Below are 17944 nucleotides of genomic sequence, written 5' to 3' on the forward strand. Positions count from 1 at the left end.
TTTAATTTCCTAATTGCAATTGATTCTTAACCAGTTCAAAATAATTCCCTTTTTGCTCTACCAAAACAGAATGACTGCCAATTTCGATAATTTTTCCTTTGTCTAAAACTACGATTTGATCAGCATTCATAACAGTACTTAAACGATGCGCAATAACCACAACGGTTTTGTCCTTAAAGAAAATATCCAGTTTTTGCATTATTTCTTTTTCATTGTTTGCATCTAATGCCGAAGTGGCTTCGTCAAAAAACAGTATTTCCGGATTTTTATAAACCGCTCTGGCAATTAACAAACGTTGTTTTTGTCCGGTACTCATTCCTAATCCTTCACCTCCAATTTTTGTATTGTATCCTAGCGGTAAGCCTGTAATGTATTCTTTTATGTTGGCTACATCAGCGGCATAAACCAATCGTTCTTTATCAACTTTATCAACGCCAATTGCGATGTTATTAGCGATGGTGTCACTAAAAATAAAGCCTTCTTGCATGACGGCACCAATATTAGATCGCCAGGCCTTTTGTGAGATATTTTTCAATTGTGCATTTCCGATGTTCACCTCACCTTTTTCAGGCTCATAGAATTTTAACAGCAGCTTCATCAATGTCGTTTTTCCGCTTCCGCTCACTCCTACTATTGCCGTTACTTTGTTAGCGGGAATTTTCAGCGTTAAATCCTCCAGAACTGGTATATCAGAACCTAAATACCGATAAGAAACATTATTAATATCGATATCTGAATCAAAAGGAACATCACCGGTTTGATAAACTTCCTGTTGGGTCTCATCTTCTTTCTCATGAATTTCAGATAATCTGGCCAATGATATTTTGGCATTCTGAAGTTCTCTGACGAATTCGATCAATTGGGTAATTGGTCCATTTAAACTTCCCACTATCGAGCTAATAGCCAACATCATTCCGAGTGTAATTGACCCATCGATTACCAATTTTGCGGAAAGAAATATAATGAATATGTTTTTTAGCTCGTTGATTACCGAAGAACCAATAGTTTGTGTTTGCTCCAGAACCAAACCTTTTATCGAAACTCTAAAAAGTCTCGCCTGTATATATTCCCATCCCCAGCGCTTTTGTTTCTCGGCGTTATGAAGCTTAATTTCCTGCATTCCATTAATAAGCTCCATCACTTTACTTTGCTCACTGGAAACTTCGGCAAAACGTTTATAATCCAGCACTTCCCTTCTTTTTAAGAATAAAGTAATCCATCCAAAATAAAGCACGCTGCCTGCAAAAAACACAAAAAAGATCTTCAGGTTAAAGTAAGCCAAAACGCCTCCCATAACAAACATATTTATTGTTGAAAACAAGACATTTAGTGACGATGTGGTTAGAATTTTTTCAATCCTGTGATGATCGTTAATTCGTTGCATAATATCCCCTGTCATTCGAACGTCGAAAAACGAGATGGGCAGATTCATTAATTTTATAAAGAAATCAGAGATTAGCGAAATGTTTATCCGGGTCGAAAGATGTAGTAATATCCAGCTTCGGATAAGCTCCAAACCTGTTCTTCCGGCAAAGAGAAATAGTTGCGCAAAAAGAATCAGATAAATAAAGTGAATGTTCTGATTTTGAATCCCAACATCAACAATACTTTGGGTTAAAAACGGAAAAATAAGCTGCAGTAGCGTACTTGCCAGCAACCCTATACTAAGCTGTATTAAAAATGATTTGTACCGAAGCACGTATTGTGACAACAAACCAAATCCGAGTCCGCGATTGTCTTCTTTATCAAAATCCGACTGAAAAAATTTAGGAGTCGCTTCAATCAATAATGCTATTCCTTCCTGAGTAGATTCATTTGCATTGTTTCCGATCCAAAATTTAATAAAATCCTCATTATTGTATTCTATCAAGCCAAAAGCAGGATCGGAAACATAATAGATATTATTTTTAATTTTATATAATACAATGTAATGTTCTTTATTCCAATGCAGAATGCACGGTAATTGAACTTCGCTAAGTGTGTCAGCATCTGTTCTAATACCTAATGTCCTAAAGCCAATCTTTTCAGCAGCATCACTTAAAAAAAGTAAGTTACTTCCTTCCCGTGTAGTTTCGCTGTAATTTCTTAAATCCTGAATATGAATAGTTTTACCATAGTGTTTTGCAATTATTTTTATGCAAGTTGGTCCACAATCTTTAGCATCGGCCTGTATCAAAAATGGAAATCCATTCATCTGTATTCGTTATTTGTCGAAGATTAATAATCTACCTTAACTAAAATTAATTCTAAAAACACTTTCTGCCAACTTATTGATTTTGCCAAATAGTAAGAAGCAAATTATTCACCCAGACATAAAAATCCGCTCCACTCAGTTTCATTATATTCTACAGATAATAGTGCCAAAGCCGCACCAGACAAACCATTTAAAAACGAATTTTTATCAACCGGGACCTTATACCTTACTTCATTATAAGGATACGAATAGTAAATTGTCTCTTTTATTTTTATAATTTTAGAAATATTCTTAATTAATTCTTTCTTCCAATACCTTATCTTAAAATCTATGAAATCATTTTCATGATATTTGTTTATTTTATGAAATAAGAATAGAAAACTACTTATTCCATGACAAAATCCAATGTCAAAAAAATCATACTCTTCAAAATAATATAGTGAAGAAGTTGAAACTGCCGCATTAGCCTTTACTTTTATTATTTGTTTAGAATATTGAATCCACTCATCATTATTCATAACTCTGCCTGCATAACAAAATGCGTAGGAAATGGGTAGATCACCGACGCAATAAGCAGGTCTGCTATTAATTAAATTGAGGTGCTTATTTTTTATACTATAGACATCTGGAAAGAAAGAAGTTCCCTTAACTGCATTTTCTGCATTTTTAAAGGTTTTTACAAGTCCTGCTATTAAATTATCTAAATATGGATTATTAAACTGAAGTTCCTTTAGTCGTATAAAAAAAATCAAAACGGAGCAAATACCATGCGCCATACCAAGATCTATGATTTCTAACTCCTCATCATTTCTTACTTTATCAATCCAATAAATCTGACCTTCAGTTTCTTTTCGGTTTTCCCACAAAGAATTCACTAATTGATTAATTAGTTCAGAATTTTTATTATTCTTAATTTTATCTGCATCAAGAAAATAGTGTATTTTACCTATACTTCCGTAAAAAACTTCAAACATATTCTCTTCTATATCATTCAATATAGATTGATATAAATTACCTTCTAATTCTTCTAGAAAAAAGCTGGCATCGTCAATAATTTCACATTTCTGAAGATATTCGAAAGTTAGAAAAACACTCTCAAAACCATCAAAAGACCCTCTTGAAAATTCATGATCATTAAAAATAGTAACAAATTTATTTAGTAAATAAATACATCTCTTTTTATATAACTGTTCTTTATTTATTTTATATCTCGTGGCAAAATAAATCAAAACTCCTAAATCATGATTAATTACCGGTTTCGACATATTTTTTGCAGATGCAAATAAAATTTTATCAATCTTCTTAAACAAACTATCCATTTCTTAACTAAAGCTTAATTCATACTGTATATTAAAAAACAGGTACTTGTAAACAAGCACCTGCTAAAACTATTTAGTAATTACTTTCTTCGTGACGGCAGCAACCTCTATTTCCATTAGAAGCACTACAGCTGAAGATTGATAAAAATCCACCGTTTACGGTTTTCATTTCTTTTTTGTCCAATACTGAAACTGTTTTTTTGTTTAATTGTAATTTTTTCATTTTAAAATAACTTTATATTTATTGCTTACTCTGTTAGATAGGATTTTCAGCTAACCCCTAAAATCTGCGCAGATTTATTATTTATTCGAAAGTTTAATTGCGAGAGTGGTTCCTGTATTTTTGTTCCAGGCAACGACAACAAGCGTGATTATTATTAGAAGTTATACCACTACGAATTGATGAAGATTCATCTTTAAAATTTTCATTTCTTTGGTAGATATTACTTTATTCCCAAAATCTCTTATAATTTATTGAGAGAGTCATAATTATCCCAAAATGATTTATTATACTGAGCTTTCTCAAATAAAGTTTGCTCTTGACGGTATGTAAATTTCTCGGGGTTGAGAACATTAAAATCATTCCAAAATGAATTGACAACGATTTGAAACGGGTGAGTGCTATTGTCTTTGTCAACTATGTTGCCATAGACCTTATTTTTTACTTCACTTATATAATAAAGCCCATCTATTTTTTTAAAATCAGTTTCTGTAATCTCTAATGTAGATTCTTTTTGAATATAATTTTTCGGCCAGCCTTGTAACTCTATTCTTTTATCAAAACGGCTATCGTACTTTTTAACTTCCCACTTCTCAATTACTTTTACAATGGCATAATCATCTTTATTTATGTACAATGTACCAGAAAAATCACACAAAAAACTTCTGTTCGTATAACTATATTGATCTCGAAGTGTAGAAAAATTAATTACATAAACTTCCTTGCCGTTATAGGTTATCTCCTCATCCTCTTTAAAAACAAATTTTTTAAACTTTTTTTCATCCAGGTATTTGCCAAAAATTATAGGATTATCACCATAAATATAAAAAAAATCAGATTTTAAGCTTTTTGGAGCATATCCATTTTTTATATTCCAACGTATCTCCTTTAGCTGATAATAACTTCGATTTACCTTATCATAACCAAGTTCATACTGCTTTGCAATAAAATCAAAGTTCAACATTGTGGTATCCCTAACCTTAACATCAATACTTGAAATGAATTTTGAATTAAAGTCTTTTAACGCATAATTGTTTTTTTTATTTATAATTGCCTTTTTTACAATGCTATATGGATATTTCCGTCCTCGAATAACAATTTCGTTTAAGGCAATCCCCTTTTCGTTCCATTGTTTTTGATTATCAATAACCGGTAAGCGATTATCACTTTCTACAACACTATTTTTATCTGTATCTAATTCTTTCTCATCACTTTCAACCAAAGTAGACCGATTTACTTTATTAAAATAAAAATAGCCGTCATGAATTGAATTTAATCTTGCTTCAACAAAAACCTCAGGACTAAACAGCCTATTTAACTGCGGTTTTACCATTTCTTCTTGTTTGGACGAAATAAACATGTGAGGAATATTTTTGCTTCTTAAATAATATTCAAAAGACTTATTATCTATTAAGGTCCTGTTCCATTTTCCTCCCAAAAAAATCGAGTCATAAGCTGTCACAGCCGCTAAACTGTACATACTTTCCTTTAATGCTTTTTTTATATAAGTCCCCATAGGAACAAAATCTTTAAGAACCGGAGTACTTATAGAAGACATATTATTGACAAAATGTTGATTTGCCCCCCAGCAAATTATCTTTTCATCCGGATGCTCTTTAATGTATTCCAAAAGATTATCAGCCATCTGTTTATCTCTGCTGTTATCATCAGAAGTTGTATTAAAAGGGCTTAAAATTAGTGTCTTTTTAGAATAACAGTTTTCACCTAATACCAGCAAACTTTTTATTATTTGCGTCCAATAAAAAGTTAGTTCTGTTTTTGACTTTTTAGAAATTGCTTTTAATAAATTTTCAAAAGATGATTTATACTGGCTATAAGTAATATCATTTTCATCAAATACAAAAGATGAATTGATCGACTCAATTAGCAATTCTAAATCCCCTCTGTCTAATTTAAGCTCCAACTGGTTGCTGTTGCAATATTCAAACAGATCAATAAATAAGTTTTCGTCTCCATATCTTCCAGTAATTTGATTATCAAAACCAAACAGTTTTAAATTCGATTTGTTTATATCATAAAATTGAACAAAACTTTGGAATTCTTTTTTACCAGACCAGATGGGAAATAGAGAATTTTTAAAAGCCAATGGCACGCTGACTCCTTTCTTAATTTCATTCTGAGCTTTCCAAACATCGTAAACTCCGGATTCAAATGCAATGGTGTTAAAACCGAGTTCCTTTTGTAAATATTGAATGATCTTAGTTTTCATTTCAAACACATTCCCATCAAAATGTGTTTTCTCTCCTAATAGTAACACCTGTACCCCTTTTAACTCTTCTTTCAAAAAGGAAAAATCTTCTTTAGTAGGATTCTCGGGCAAATTCAAAACTTTCAGATTAGAATTTTGCCCGTTACTAATGGAGCAAAAAACATTAAAAATTAGTACTAAAAATATTTTTTTCATTTATTTAGAATGAGATAAGATCTATTTGTTGTTGTTGTTGTTGTTGTTGTTGTTGTTGTTTCGAAGAATACTTTAGTCTCGCTATTTTACTATAATAATATTCATACAATAAGTCATATAAAACCCATTCATTTTTGCGCTGTTTGGATTTAAAAAGTCTATTGCAATGCATGTGTATGTAACTCGCCAGAAAATCTTCTATTATTATAGATTTATCCAAAGTATCGGCTTTCACTTTTTTAAGTATTATCTCAAAATAACCTTTAGTTTCTTCTGCAAATACTTTAATTAAAGCATCTAGTTCTGGATTTTCATCATTAAATACAGCTTCAATTTTATATTTGTTATCTCTATACTTTTTACTCAATTGCTTCCTGATCTCTTTATCAGCACCAAACTCTTTTCCAAAACTTACTTTTAAAGATTCCAATAATTCTTTCTTTTGCGGCAAACTGTAACTGAAACTTTCTAAAAAAGCATCTATTGCTTTCATTCCATAAAGCCATCTATTCTCCTGACTGTCTTCTGTTATGATTAGTAATTTTAATATTAGCTGACTGTTTATAAAAAATAATGATTCAAACTCTTCAATAGTATTAAATCCATATCGCTCTAACTCTCTTTTATAGGTGTTAATGGTAACATCCGATATCGTCCTTTCTTTTAAATAAGGCATAAGCAGGTGACAAAACCTTAAAATAATTTCACTATTGTTTTTAGTATCACATAAATGAAAGCGCACTCTTAAATGAAAACCATTCTCATCCATATACCGTATATAAAACCATTTATCAATAATACCTTTCTCAATAAGAATCTGCGTCAGTGGCGCAAGTGCATAAATTAAAAACTTATCTGAGGTTTCGGGACCTAAATATATATTGTAATACAGCCATTCACTTCCAACTATAAACGATCGTATTGGCTCATTCGGAATATCTCTCATAGCATTTCTTTATAAAATGAAAAAATAAATTCATTTTCTACTGCTTTCTTTTCTTTATTTATAAGTGCTTTCTTTTCATTAAATAAATATTCTTTAATAGTTAAGAATTCTTTGTTTTTAATTACTGATAAGAACATTTTACAGCTCAATTCATTTTTAAAATCAACAAATAAATTATTGTCAAAATCAATTATTTGAATTCTGTCCGGAATGCATTTAATTTCTTTCCATTTCTTCAATTGCTCGATTGTATTTAACTTCAAAAATTCTTCTTTTTTGAAGTTCCAAGTTGCTAATGAAAAAATAATATTTTTATACATTACCCTTGGTAAATAAGGCTGATTTATTAGAATATCGCCCCAGTCAAATCCAAAATAAACTCTGGAATTTTGAGCTTGTATCTCGGCTAAAAAGCTATATATAGGTAATGGATCCGCTTCAAAATTATGAGCATTAGATAAAATCGGTATAACTTCTTTGTTTTTCGTCTTCGACCTTAGCACAATGCGTCCGTTCCTTAGAGAAATCATAAGATCTGACACCTTTAGCTGTCTTTCTTTAGGCAATGCACTTTTAGCCAGATAAGGTATCTCATAATCCCTCAAATTAGAACGAGATAATACATTTCCAACTCTCGCTTGAGGTAAGTGTACAATTTCAGCAAAAATTACATTTTTCTGCTTCTCCTTAATCAATATTTCTTCTATAAAATTGTATATATCTTTATCAACATGGCTAAATCTGCTCAATAAAATAGCAGCTGTTGTGCCACCTAAATTTGAGAAATAGATCAGTGGTTTTGCTTTATCCGTTTCAAATATTTTAATCAAAGACGAAAAAGTATTTGGCATCTCATCCCAATTTTCTTCAAAATCGACAAAATCTTCCTGTTTTAATTCTATTATTTTTTCTTTATCATCAAAACCTGAAACTATCTTATTCAATAAAAGTCTGCTTAATTTTGTAGTAGCAACCTTTGTTACTGGATTACTTTTTTTTCTTGCTGGTGGAATTTTTACTGATATATCGTCTACAAGGTTTGAAATACTAAAAGCATCTGAATTTTCATGCTCCTCTCCAAATCCAATTCCAGTTTCTACATCTAAGACCAACCCTAAAGGAACCTCTTCATCTTCAAATCGTTTATGAAATTTCTTTTTAAAATGGTCCAGTTTCTTATTCTCTAAGTTAGAAGCCATTTTGTTTAGTATCTTTACTCCATCTTTAATATCTTCAATAATATCAGAATCAAGACTATTCTCTTTAAAAGTTACATTAAGATCTGTTTGAAAAAGGTATTTTCTATTTACTTCAATATTTAATGACGAACCTATTTCTTCTATCTCACTATATAACAAAAAGTTATCCCCTTTCTTATTATCTAATGAATCTAACTTCTCCTTAATTTCGTTAAACTTGTCCGCAATCGGTTTTGACTTCACTTCATCTCTCAATACTTCAAAATAATCTCCACCCGTAACTGTAGGAGAAATAGAACTAATTAATATTTGACTATCTATTAATTCATGTACAAAATCTGTCGCAGCATCCAATGAAATATCTGTATCTACTATAAAAGAAGCTAGTTCATTAATCGTAATACCATCCTCTGATTTCTCAAGTATTTCATCAATAAAATCACTGGAATCGATCGACATTAAATAGTGTTTTCTATCTGTATTGACATATTGATATTCTACATACCTCATTTCATCGCCTATAGTATATAAACTTGTATTCGGGAAGTATAAAAGTTCTTTTCTGATTTCTTTATTGGACTCTAATTTTTGAGATAGAGCGCATAAATAATTCATATCCAAACGTGTAACTCTTTTATAATCAACAACATTACTTAAAACTATATTTGTTTTATTTTCGATTTTACCAACTGAACATCCACTAAATAATCCAAACGGAGTACAGCGTGTTCCCATCCTTACTACATATTTAAACAGCGAAAGCACTAACTTTTCATCAGTATCTTCATGGTCTCTTCCCAAATATTTCAACATTTCCTGATGTAATTCTGGTGATGCTAAATAAATTGCTTCAGAAACTGACGAATCAGTACATAATTCCCTTACTTTATTTATATTTAAATCGCATACCTCATTAAATGTAAGATAGGGCGTTCTCAATATGTATTTATCAAATGGTATGTAATTGATTTCTTTATTCACTTTTATTTTAAATGATAAGTCCAGATAATAATAATTTAGAATAAATCATTTGAACTATTTTTTTTGTATACTATTGTAAAATTTTTAAATCTTTTAATTTTTATTTATTGTCACTATTCTAAAACAACAATTACAATTACAATTAAAAAATAAAAAAAAATCCTTTTTTTTGCGATTATCACTGTTTTTTAACAGTTAACAACTACACAATTTTCAGCAAAACTAAGATATTAAACCATTCAATCTTTACGGTTTTCCGCATTTACAGCAAAATTATTGATAAAAAATACTTCCAAAAACTTTTGAGAAAAATGAAATTTATTTGATCTTACTAGTAATGTAGCAGTTAAATATTTTTTTTTTACAAATTATTATACAATTCCCTTGAGTTTTTTTTATCTCAAAAGGATACTTTGCTTTATTTTACATTACTCGTCCTGAATATCCGTCACAATCTGCTCATGAAGTCTTTTATCAGGAATGTAGATCACAAAATGATTGTGACAACCTTTTCCATTTGGGAAAGGTTCAGTAGTAAAGAACAATCAGACTTCTGTTGATGCTCCGTAATTTTAGTACAGATAATCATAAAGACCATGCACCTGCTTAAAACAGCTGGTCTTGTTCCGCTCCGTTTTTCAAAGAAGAAACTCTAGTATAGGCGGGAGAGGTTAAATGAGGTACACTTTTTATATCACGGGCGGATAACTGGACTAACTAAATCGGAGAATTTAGTATTGAAATAGCCGATACAGGGAGGACTGGGAGTATTGAATTCGAATCGTGATTATTTTTGAATCGCATAGTAATTACGTGCTAAATACACTACAAAATTGTAAGTTTAGTTTACTTGTAATCGGTTGATATCGCAGATAAAACTCAAAAACCACTCCGTTATGAATGACTTTTTATGTTTGCTTTTGATTGTGGGTACGAAGTCAGAAGATTTTCGAACAGCACATTTGAGAAATTTATTATTTGATTAAAACTCTTAGAAGAATAAGCAGAATATATAATCTTGTTACGTATATGAGAGCTTTATAAAGAGTGACTAAAAGTATTGTAGGCCAACGTTACATTTTGGGCTTTCAAAGAAGTTCCGACATTTTAATATCTAATGCGTTATAGATTTTTAAAACGATATTGATAGAAAAGTTCTGTTTTCCTTTTAAAATTCTCCTGATACTGGTTTCATCAACATTACACGCAGGTGCAAATTCCAAATTACTATTAAATTTGGCTTTCGCTCTTACGCTTATATTCTGAGCTAGATTTATTAAAAATTCTTCTGACATCATTCAAAAGTCGAATAATGAAATTTTAAATAATCGACATATTTGCCGAATTGGAATTTTGGAAAGGATAACTTTTTTGTCATAAAAAGTTAAGGCGGTTTTGCAAAATATCGTAGTGGATTTTGAGTTATATAAATTTGGAATTATCTCTTACTTTGCCACAAAAAAACTAAGGTTGTTAATTTCCTGCATTTATCAAACAGAATTGCTTATTTTTGATACAAACAGAATTGTATCGCTCATTTAAAAACAAGACAATGTTCTCAGAAATTGATCATTTAAGTTTTGTGGCAACATCGTGGCACAGTGATTAAAAAAATAACAAATGCAGTATAAGCAAGGGTTTAGACTGGAAGGGATACCTTTTTTGCCACAAAAAAACTAAGGTTCTTAATTTATCAAAAGTAATTGTCTATTTTTGATATAAATAGAATTACATCGCTCATTTAAAAACAAGACAATGTTCTCAGAAATTGATCATTCTAAGTTTTGTGGCAACATCGTGGCACAGTGATTAAAAAAAAATAACAAATGCAGTATAGGCAAGGGTTTCAAGCTTAAGGTTCGAATCCTGCTCTCCCCACAAAAAAACATAGTAAAACCTGCAAATCATAGGATTCGCAGGTTTTTTTGCATTTATGACAGTTTTCAATCTTTGTAAAAACACTCAAAAGTTCTGTGGCAAAATTGCGGCAAAACTTAGATGGAAGGGATACTTTTTTACCACAAAAAGATAAGGCGGCCTTGTAAAGACTGAGCACTCATTCTCTGTCTTTTTCTGGTCAAAAGAAAGTCTACTGTATAGCCTAATTTATCTGCTGCTCGATATAAATAACATCAAATACCTTTTACTTTGATATAAATTTGATCCAATCTCCAACTTGTACCTACTTTACCCTTTCTCTTCTTCATCTCTGACTCAATAATAGGTGTAAACTTATAAACCCAACGCTGAATAGTAGCGTGATCAACATGAACTCCACGCATTTTCATGATCTCTTCAAGATCCCGATAGCTTAATGTAAACCTAAGCTATCGTATTCATCAATTTGAAAATTTAAAAAAGGCAAAGATAAAACTTAGCTTTAGATGTCACAGAACCTGATCTTCTTTATAAAACCGCATTCATACAATAACCTTAAGTAATTTATTTTATAGGGATAAATCAATTTTATTCACAACAAAAAAACATCCATTCACGACAGAAAAACCTTCATTAACGACATCTTTTTCATTTTTTTTATTTTCAATCATTAATTTCATTTCAGAAAATAAAATCTAGAGTTAGAAAGCGTTTTCGAGATTAACCCAAAGAAAATACGAATACCATAGAAATCAAAATTTTTTATTTTTTAACATAAAATTTATACAAAATGGGACAGTACAAAAGTCGTCAGGAATTTTTAGAAAACAATCCGAGATCAATTGCATTCGCCGCATTGGCCAAAGCAACAAAAATGCAAGACAAGATTACCAATCAAGCGATTAAACTTAGTCCAAATCAACTAGAAGGAAAGGAGGTTATAATCATCGGGTCTGGTGTTGGGGGACTTACCACCGCGTACGAACTACTCGCTCAAGGGTCTGGTGCAAAAGTAACCATTCTGGAAGCATCTCATAAAACGGGAGGACGCTGCATGAGCTTACGCACAGGGGATACACTCATCGAAGATGCAAACAGTGATTTGTTCGATTCAAAACCTGGAAAACCACAAGTTGTTCGATTTAAACGCCCAGTGGGAGACTCAGAACCTTACCTTAATGCAGGACCTGGTCGTATTCCAAGCAGTCACAAACGACTCCTTTCTTACTTAAAACGTTTTTCGGTAGACGTTGAAATATATGTGATGAACTCTGAATCTAATTTGGTTCAAAAGGACGAAAGTTTTGGAGGTGAACCTATGGTTTACCGTCGTTTGGATCATAATACAAGAGGTTGGTTGGCGCACATGGTATACAAAAATGCGGAAGAATTACTTCGCAATTCACAAGTGGGAATTAGTGAAAGTAATCTTAATACACGCGTTGAAGAATTACAAAGTTTGATGATCAGTTTCGGAGAGCTTGATGTAGATGGAACCTATAGCGCAACGGCTGGATCACCTGGCTTCGAGGATGGAAAAACACGCGCTGGATATGAAGTTTTACCTGGTGTTGCGGCTGGAATTGTAGCCGATGTTTTGAGTTTTGATAAATTGCTCGAATCAAAATTTTGGGAAGGCACAAAATTCTATCAACCTACAGATTTTCTTTGGCAACCTACTTTATTTCAACCCGTTGGAGGAATGGATCAGGTGCAACACGCTTTTGCTCAACAAGTGGCAGCTTTGGGAGGAAATATTCTTTTGAATAGTCCTGTAAAAAAAATAAAATGGGACTCAACTAAAAAGAAGTACATCATTTCGGTTGGACAAGTTGGAACAGAAGAACCGATCTTTTACGAAGCTGATTATTGTGTTTGCAACCTTGCGATGCCTTTTTTGAAAAATATTCTAGACTCTGATCTCCTAAAATCGGGACTAGAACCTGAATTTAAAGATGCATTAACAGCCGTTTTTGTGGCACAATTTGAACCAACACAAGCTCCAGGTTATAAACCGCGAAGAGACGGATACGTTCCGCGTTTTTTAGCCTGTACCTCCAAAGTGGGCTGGCAAGCAAATCGATCTTTATGGCAAGGAAGCCCAATAAATCTCAAGACAATGGGAGTTGAAAAATCCGAAGTGGGAGTTGTACCTATTTTTGGAGGAATCTCTTGGACAGACAATGAAATTCAACAAATTTGGTATCCATCTACGGCGTATCAAGACGAAAAAGGCGTGCTAACAGGCGCTTATAATTTTGATAAAGTAGCACACGATTGGGGAAAATTACCCGTTGATGAGCGACTTACCAAAGCACGAAATGATGCCAGTAAATTCGGTAAGAAATTTGCCGAAGGCTTGGAAGAAGGTGTTGCCATAGCTTGGCAAAATATGCCAAATATCAAGGGTGGCTGGGCATATTGGCAAGCCGTTGGAGATGCGAACTACTCAACGAAACAATTTAACGCTATTGCACAAGGATCTGGAATTATAGATCCGAAAACAAAAAATGCGAGCAATGCTAACTTTTTTATTGTTGGTGATCAAATTTCCTCCCTTCCTGGTTGGCAAGAAGGCGCTATTGCAGCTGCATTAAATGCAATTTCGAGAATGGCAAAACCAGAGGTTAAAATACAGCCATTGAAAAATTTACCAGACACTCGTTTGATGGTGGAAGGTATCTAAATCAATTAAATAGAAATGAATGGAACGACGCGGAAAGTATTCTGCGTCGTTTTTTTTATTATATGTTTGATTCGAAATTATCAGTAGAACAACTAAAAAAAAAATAGATCAATATTTTATTACAATAACGAAAGAATTAAATCAAATTTAAACATAATGTACTCAATACATTTTCTGTCACAAAAGCTAAGGCGAATTTCAAATAAATAAGCCATCGCGGAACTATCCATACATATTTTTTATCTCCGACATAACAAAGGTACTTTGGGTACTTCCTATACTTTCAACTGATCCTAATTTATTAAACACAAAATCCTGATAATGCTTCATATCTTTGGCAGAAACTTTCATTAAAAAATCGTAATCTCCTGAAATATTGTAACATTCCACAACTTCTTCTATTTTCATAATATCACTAACAAATTGATTGCCGATATTACGATCGTGCTGTTTAAGTTTGATATTACAAAAAACAATGAAACCTCTATTTAATTTTTCTGCATCAAGCAGGGCAATGTATTTTTTAATATATCCGCTGTTTTCCAATCTTTTAATCCGCTCAAAAACAGGCGATGCCGAAAGATTCACCATTTTAGCAAGCTCTTTTACAGTGTATTTAGAATTATCGTGAAGTATATTTAATAATTGAAGATCAATTTCATCTATCTGCTCCATAGAATATTACTTTAAACAGGTTTATTTATTTTTAAATCAGAATAAAATTCTTCAAATATAACCAAAAACAATACAAAAATCTTATTTTAGGCAAGTTAAAAACATAACATACTGCAGCTTTTATTTTTACAGTATAAAAATCTAAAAGGCATTATTTTATAGCAGGAATCGTTATCCTTGGTGCCCTTTATCGAAAAAAGATAAAGGGCCACGTCATAAATAAACATTATACTTCTTTTCGTCGAGCCATACCCTGAGCGATGATACTGGCAGCAATCAATTGCAAGGCATGGTAAAGCATGAGCGGCAGCAATACGATGCCGGTGATGGTACTGTGCTGAAAAAGTACTTTTGACATAACGGTGCCGTGTACCAATGACTTTTTAGACCCGCAGAATAAAACAGTAATAAGGTCTTCATCTGAAAAACCAAGCAAGCGGCTAAGTAGTCCGATGCAAAAGAATACAGCAAAAAACAACGCCATCATCCCTGCAGCGAGTCCAGCAAGTTCAAGCGCGGTGAAGCCTTCAAAAAGATGTTCAGAAAATGACTTGCAAAACGATGTGTAAATAATCGTTAGAATAACTGACTGATCGAAATATTTGAGCTGTTTCTTGTATTTTTCGGCAATGGCGCCGAAACGGGAATTGAGGCTTATGCCAATGATAACAGGCAGCAAGACTTGAAGAATCAACTTTATGACGATATGAGTAACATCAAAATCGCCTGTGGCAGAAGCTATAAACAGCCCAACCCATAGCGGCGTAACGACTACTCCGATCAAACTGGAAATACTCGCATTGAAAATGGCTGCGGGAATGTTTCCCTTAGCGATGGAAACCATGACCACCGAAGAGGATACTGTAGATGGTAAAGCTGCCAGAAAAAATACACCCAGCCAAAGCAGCTCGAAGCCGTTATTGACAAACAACGGACGAAATGCCAAAACGATGAGCGGAAAAAATAAAAAGGTTGTCAACTGAACGACAATGTGCATTTTCCAATTGGAAAGTCCTGCTTTTAGTTTCTCAACACTCAGTCGCATGCCATAAAACAAGAAAATCAAGGAAACGCCTGCATTGGCAATCTCCTCCAGCGAAACAGGCTCTTTGACCATACCTGGCTGTGGCAAAAAATAAGCCATCAGAATCATAGTGGCTATCATTAACAGGAAACCGTCGAAACCTGCTTTTTTTAATACTTCTAATAATTTCTTCAATGTGTTTTAAATATTATTCCTCCGTGAAGACAAGGACTCCATTATTAATATATTGAGACTAAATCCCAAGTTCTTTGCGTATAATTTCTGCTCCTGCGCTTAAAGCATTTAACTTACCTCTGGCTATGTTTCGAGATAGCGGCGCCATACCGCAGTTTGTAGAAGGGTAAAGATTTTCGGCATCTACAAACTCAAGAGCTTTACGCAGGGTCGCAGCTACTTCTTCTGGTGTTTCGATAGTATTGGTTGCTACATCAATCGCACCGACCATTACTTTTTTTCCGCGAACAAGTTCCATTAAATTTAAAGGCACATTGGAATTGTGACATTCTAAAGACACCACATCAATTTTAGATTTTTGAATTTTCGGAAAAATTTCTTCGTATTGTCGCCACTCTGAACCTAATGTATTTTTCCAATCAGTATTTGCCTGTATTCCATAACCATAGCAAATATGAACCGCAGTTTGACAATGTAAACCTTCAATGGCTCTTTCTAATGCCGCCATTCCCCAATCGTTTACTTCATCAAAGAACACATTAAATGCAGGTTCATCAAACTGGATAATATCTACCCCTGCGTCTTGAAGTTCTCTTGCTTCTTCATTGAGTGCTTTCGCAAATTCCCACGCCAATTTTTCCCGGCTTTTATAATGGTCGTCGTACAAGGTATCTACCATTGTCAACGGGCCTGGCAATGCCCATTTTATAGGCTTATTAGTCTGTTTACGTAAAAATTTAGCATCTTCAACAAAAACTGCTTTTTGACGTGCAACCTCACCTACTACCACTGGAACACTCGCGTCATAACGGTTACGGATTTTTACTGTTTTACGGTTTTCAAAATCTACACCGCTTAAATGCTCGATAAAAGTCGTTACAAAATGCTGGCGTGTTTGCTCGCCGTCACAAATGATATCCAGATCTGCCAATTGCTGCTCCTGCAGAGAAATGCGTAAAGCATCTTGTTTCCCTTCAAGCAGCTGATCGCCTTCTAATTTCCATGGTGACCAAAGTTTTTCGGGTGGTGCTAGCCAGGCAGGTTTTGGTAAACTTCCAACAATAGAGGTAGGTAATAATAATTTCTTCATAATAATATAATTTTAATGCGTTGTAATCAATTAAAGGGTAAAATTAGCAGACCATTGTTCCAGGAGACTTTTGTAAGGCTTAATGAAATGCTCTTCTGCATATTTACCCTGTTCAACAGCCAATTGGCTGCGCTCTTCGCGGTCATAATCCACGCGAGTCAATGAATAATCTTCGTGTTTAAGACTAGGTTGATAGATTTCCCCGGCCACTGAATTTGCATTGTAAATTTCAGGGCGATAAATCTTCTGGAAAGTCTCCATCGTGCTGATTGAGCTGATTAATCCAAGATCAGTATAATCAGCAAGCAGATCTCCTGAATGATAAAAAGCCATTGGTGCAACACTATTCAAAGGCATGAAAAAACGAACCTTCAAGCCCATTTTAGAGAAATATTCATCCGTAATAGAATACTGATCCTGCAAATATTCAAAACCCAGAACCGGATGCTGATACTCAGTCCGAGTATAAGTTTTGTTGCTCGATACACTTAGACAAATAATCGGTGACATCTTAAAGTGCTCTTTATAAGTGGCTGAACCCACAAAGCACTTATAAAGTTTTCCGTGCAAATCACCAAAATTTTCAGGAATACAAAAATTAGGTTTATTTCTATTGTGCTCGATCAATAAAATACTGAAATCATAATCACGAACATAAGACGAAAAATTATTTCCGGCAATACCTTCGATACGCTGACTAGTCTTGCGGTCAAAAATATTCGTTTTTAAAACTTCAATCAACGGCAGATTGCTACTACCATTCTTATCATCAATACGCATCGTTACTGTAATGATTTCAAGTTCTACAAGGTAACGATCCGCTTTTGGATTATCCAGATGAGCCAATGCATTGAATCGATTGTTAATCATATTTAATGCATTACGTAAGTTTTGTTGGCGATTACCTCCTCTAGCCAGGTTTGCAAAATTGGTTGTCAACCGCGTTTCACTTGAGGGGTGATAATTTTCATCTAAACAAGTGCTCTTTAGTGTGAATGCAAAACCATTCCTGATTGTATTCTGGGTGTTTTCAATATCCTGCTTTTCGTTTATTCCCCTATCTTCTTGTATGTTTGCTTTCATCTGATGATACTATTTAGTTTTTTTACCCT

11 protein-coding genes are annotated in these 17944 nt (G+C 33.2%); 1 reads left to right on the top strand and 10 read right to left on the bottom strand.

From position 1 onward, the window contains the following. Position 1: 1 nt before the first annotated feature. The 6 genes from FLA105534_RS04645 to FLA105534_RS04670 form a co-directional block, all read right to left on the bottom strand. A complete protein-coding gene (locus tag FLA105534_RS04645) occupies positions 2–2194 on the bottom strand; it encodes a peptidase domain-containing ABC transporter (protein WP_173964865.1) in 2193 nt (730 codons plus the stop codon). A gap of 104 nt (positions 2195–2298) precedes the next feature. Then, positions 2299–3513: a lanthionine synthetase LanC family protein gene (locus FLA105534_RS04650; protein WP_217427685.1), complete on the bottom strand. Its 1215-nt coding sequence runs from the start codon at positions 3511–3513 to the stop codon at positions 2299–2301. 73 nt (positions 3514–3586) lie between these two features. Further along, the gene (locus tag FLA105534_RS04655) at positions 3587–3736 is read right to left on the bottom strand and encodes a class I lanthipeptide (RefSeq protein ID WP_173964867.1); all 150 of its coding nucleotides are present in this window, start codon (positions 3734–3736) and stop codon (positions 3587–3589) included. A 241-nt stretch (positions 3737–3977) separates the two neighbouring features. Continuing rightward, on the bottom strand, positions 3978–6038 hold the full coding sequence (locus tag FLA105534_RS04660) for an erythromycin esterase family protein (RefSeq protein WP_173964868.1): 2061 nt from the start codon (positions 6036–6038) through the stop codon (positions 3978–3980). A gap of 124 nt (positions 6039–6162) precedes the next feature. Further along, the gene (locus FLA105534_RS04665) at positions 6163–7104 is read right to left on the bottom strand and encodes a thiopeptide-type bacteriocin biosynthesis protein (RefSeq protein ID WP_173964869.1); all 942 of its coding nucleotides are present in this window, start codon (positions 7102–7104) and stop codon (positions 6163–6165) included. Then, on the bottom strand, positions 7101–9284 hold the full coding sequence (locus FLA105534_RS04670) for a lantibiotic dehydratase family protein (RefSeq protein WP_173964870.1): 2184 nt from the start codon (positions 9282–9284) through the stop codon (positions 7101–7103). Before FLA105534_RS04670 ends, FLA105534_RS04665 begins: the two co-directional genes overlap by 4 nt. Before the next feature lie 2668 nt (positions 9285–11952). Here FLA105534_RS04670 and FLA105534_RS04680 point away from each other — a divergent pair. Further along, on the top strand, positions 11953–13848 hold the full coding sequence (locus FLA105534_RS04680) for a flavin monoamine oxidase family protein (protein ID WP_173964872.1): 1896 nt from the start codon (positions 11953–11955) through the stop codon (positions 13846–13848). 222 nt (positions 13849–14070) lie between these two features. Here the strand turns inward: FLA105534_RS04680 and FLA105534_RS04685 are convergent, their stop codons facing one another. From FLA105534_RS04685 to FLA105534_RS04700, 4 genes are all read right to left on the bottom strand, one after another. Beyond that, positions 14071–14523, bottom strand: coding sequence for an Lrp/AsnC family transcriptional regulator (locus FLA105534_RS04685; RefSeq protein ID WP_173964873.1), 453 nt, complete (start codon positions 14521–14523; stop codon positions 14071–14073). Between the two features lie 226 nt (positions 14524–14749). After that, positions 14750–15742 (bottom strand): bile acid:sodium symporter family protein, encoded by a 993-nt coding sequence (locus tag FLA105534_RS04690; RefSeq protein WP_173964874.1) that lies wholly within the window; start codon positions 15740–15742, stop codon positions 14750–14752. A 58-nt stretch (positions 15743–15800) separates the two neighbouring features. Further along, entirely contained in the window at positions 15801–16832 is a 1032-nt protein-coding gene (locus tag FLA105534_RS04695) for a methionine synthase (protein ID WP_173964875.1), read from the bottom strand. 30 nt (positions 16833–16862) lie between these two features. After that, complete coding sequence (locus FLA105534_RS04700) at positions 16863–17915, bottom strand: DUF1852 domain-containing protein (RefSeq protein WP_173964876.1); 1053 nt, start codon at positions 17913–17915, stop codon at positions 16863–16865. Positions 17916–17944 lie beyond the last annotated feature (29 nt).

Origin of the sequence: Flavobacterium collinsii, assembly GCF_902804485.1 — a bacterium.
Lineage (GTDB): Bacteria > Bacteroidota > Bacteroidia > Flavobacteriales > Flavobacteriaceae > Flavobacterium > Flavobacterium collinsii.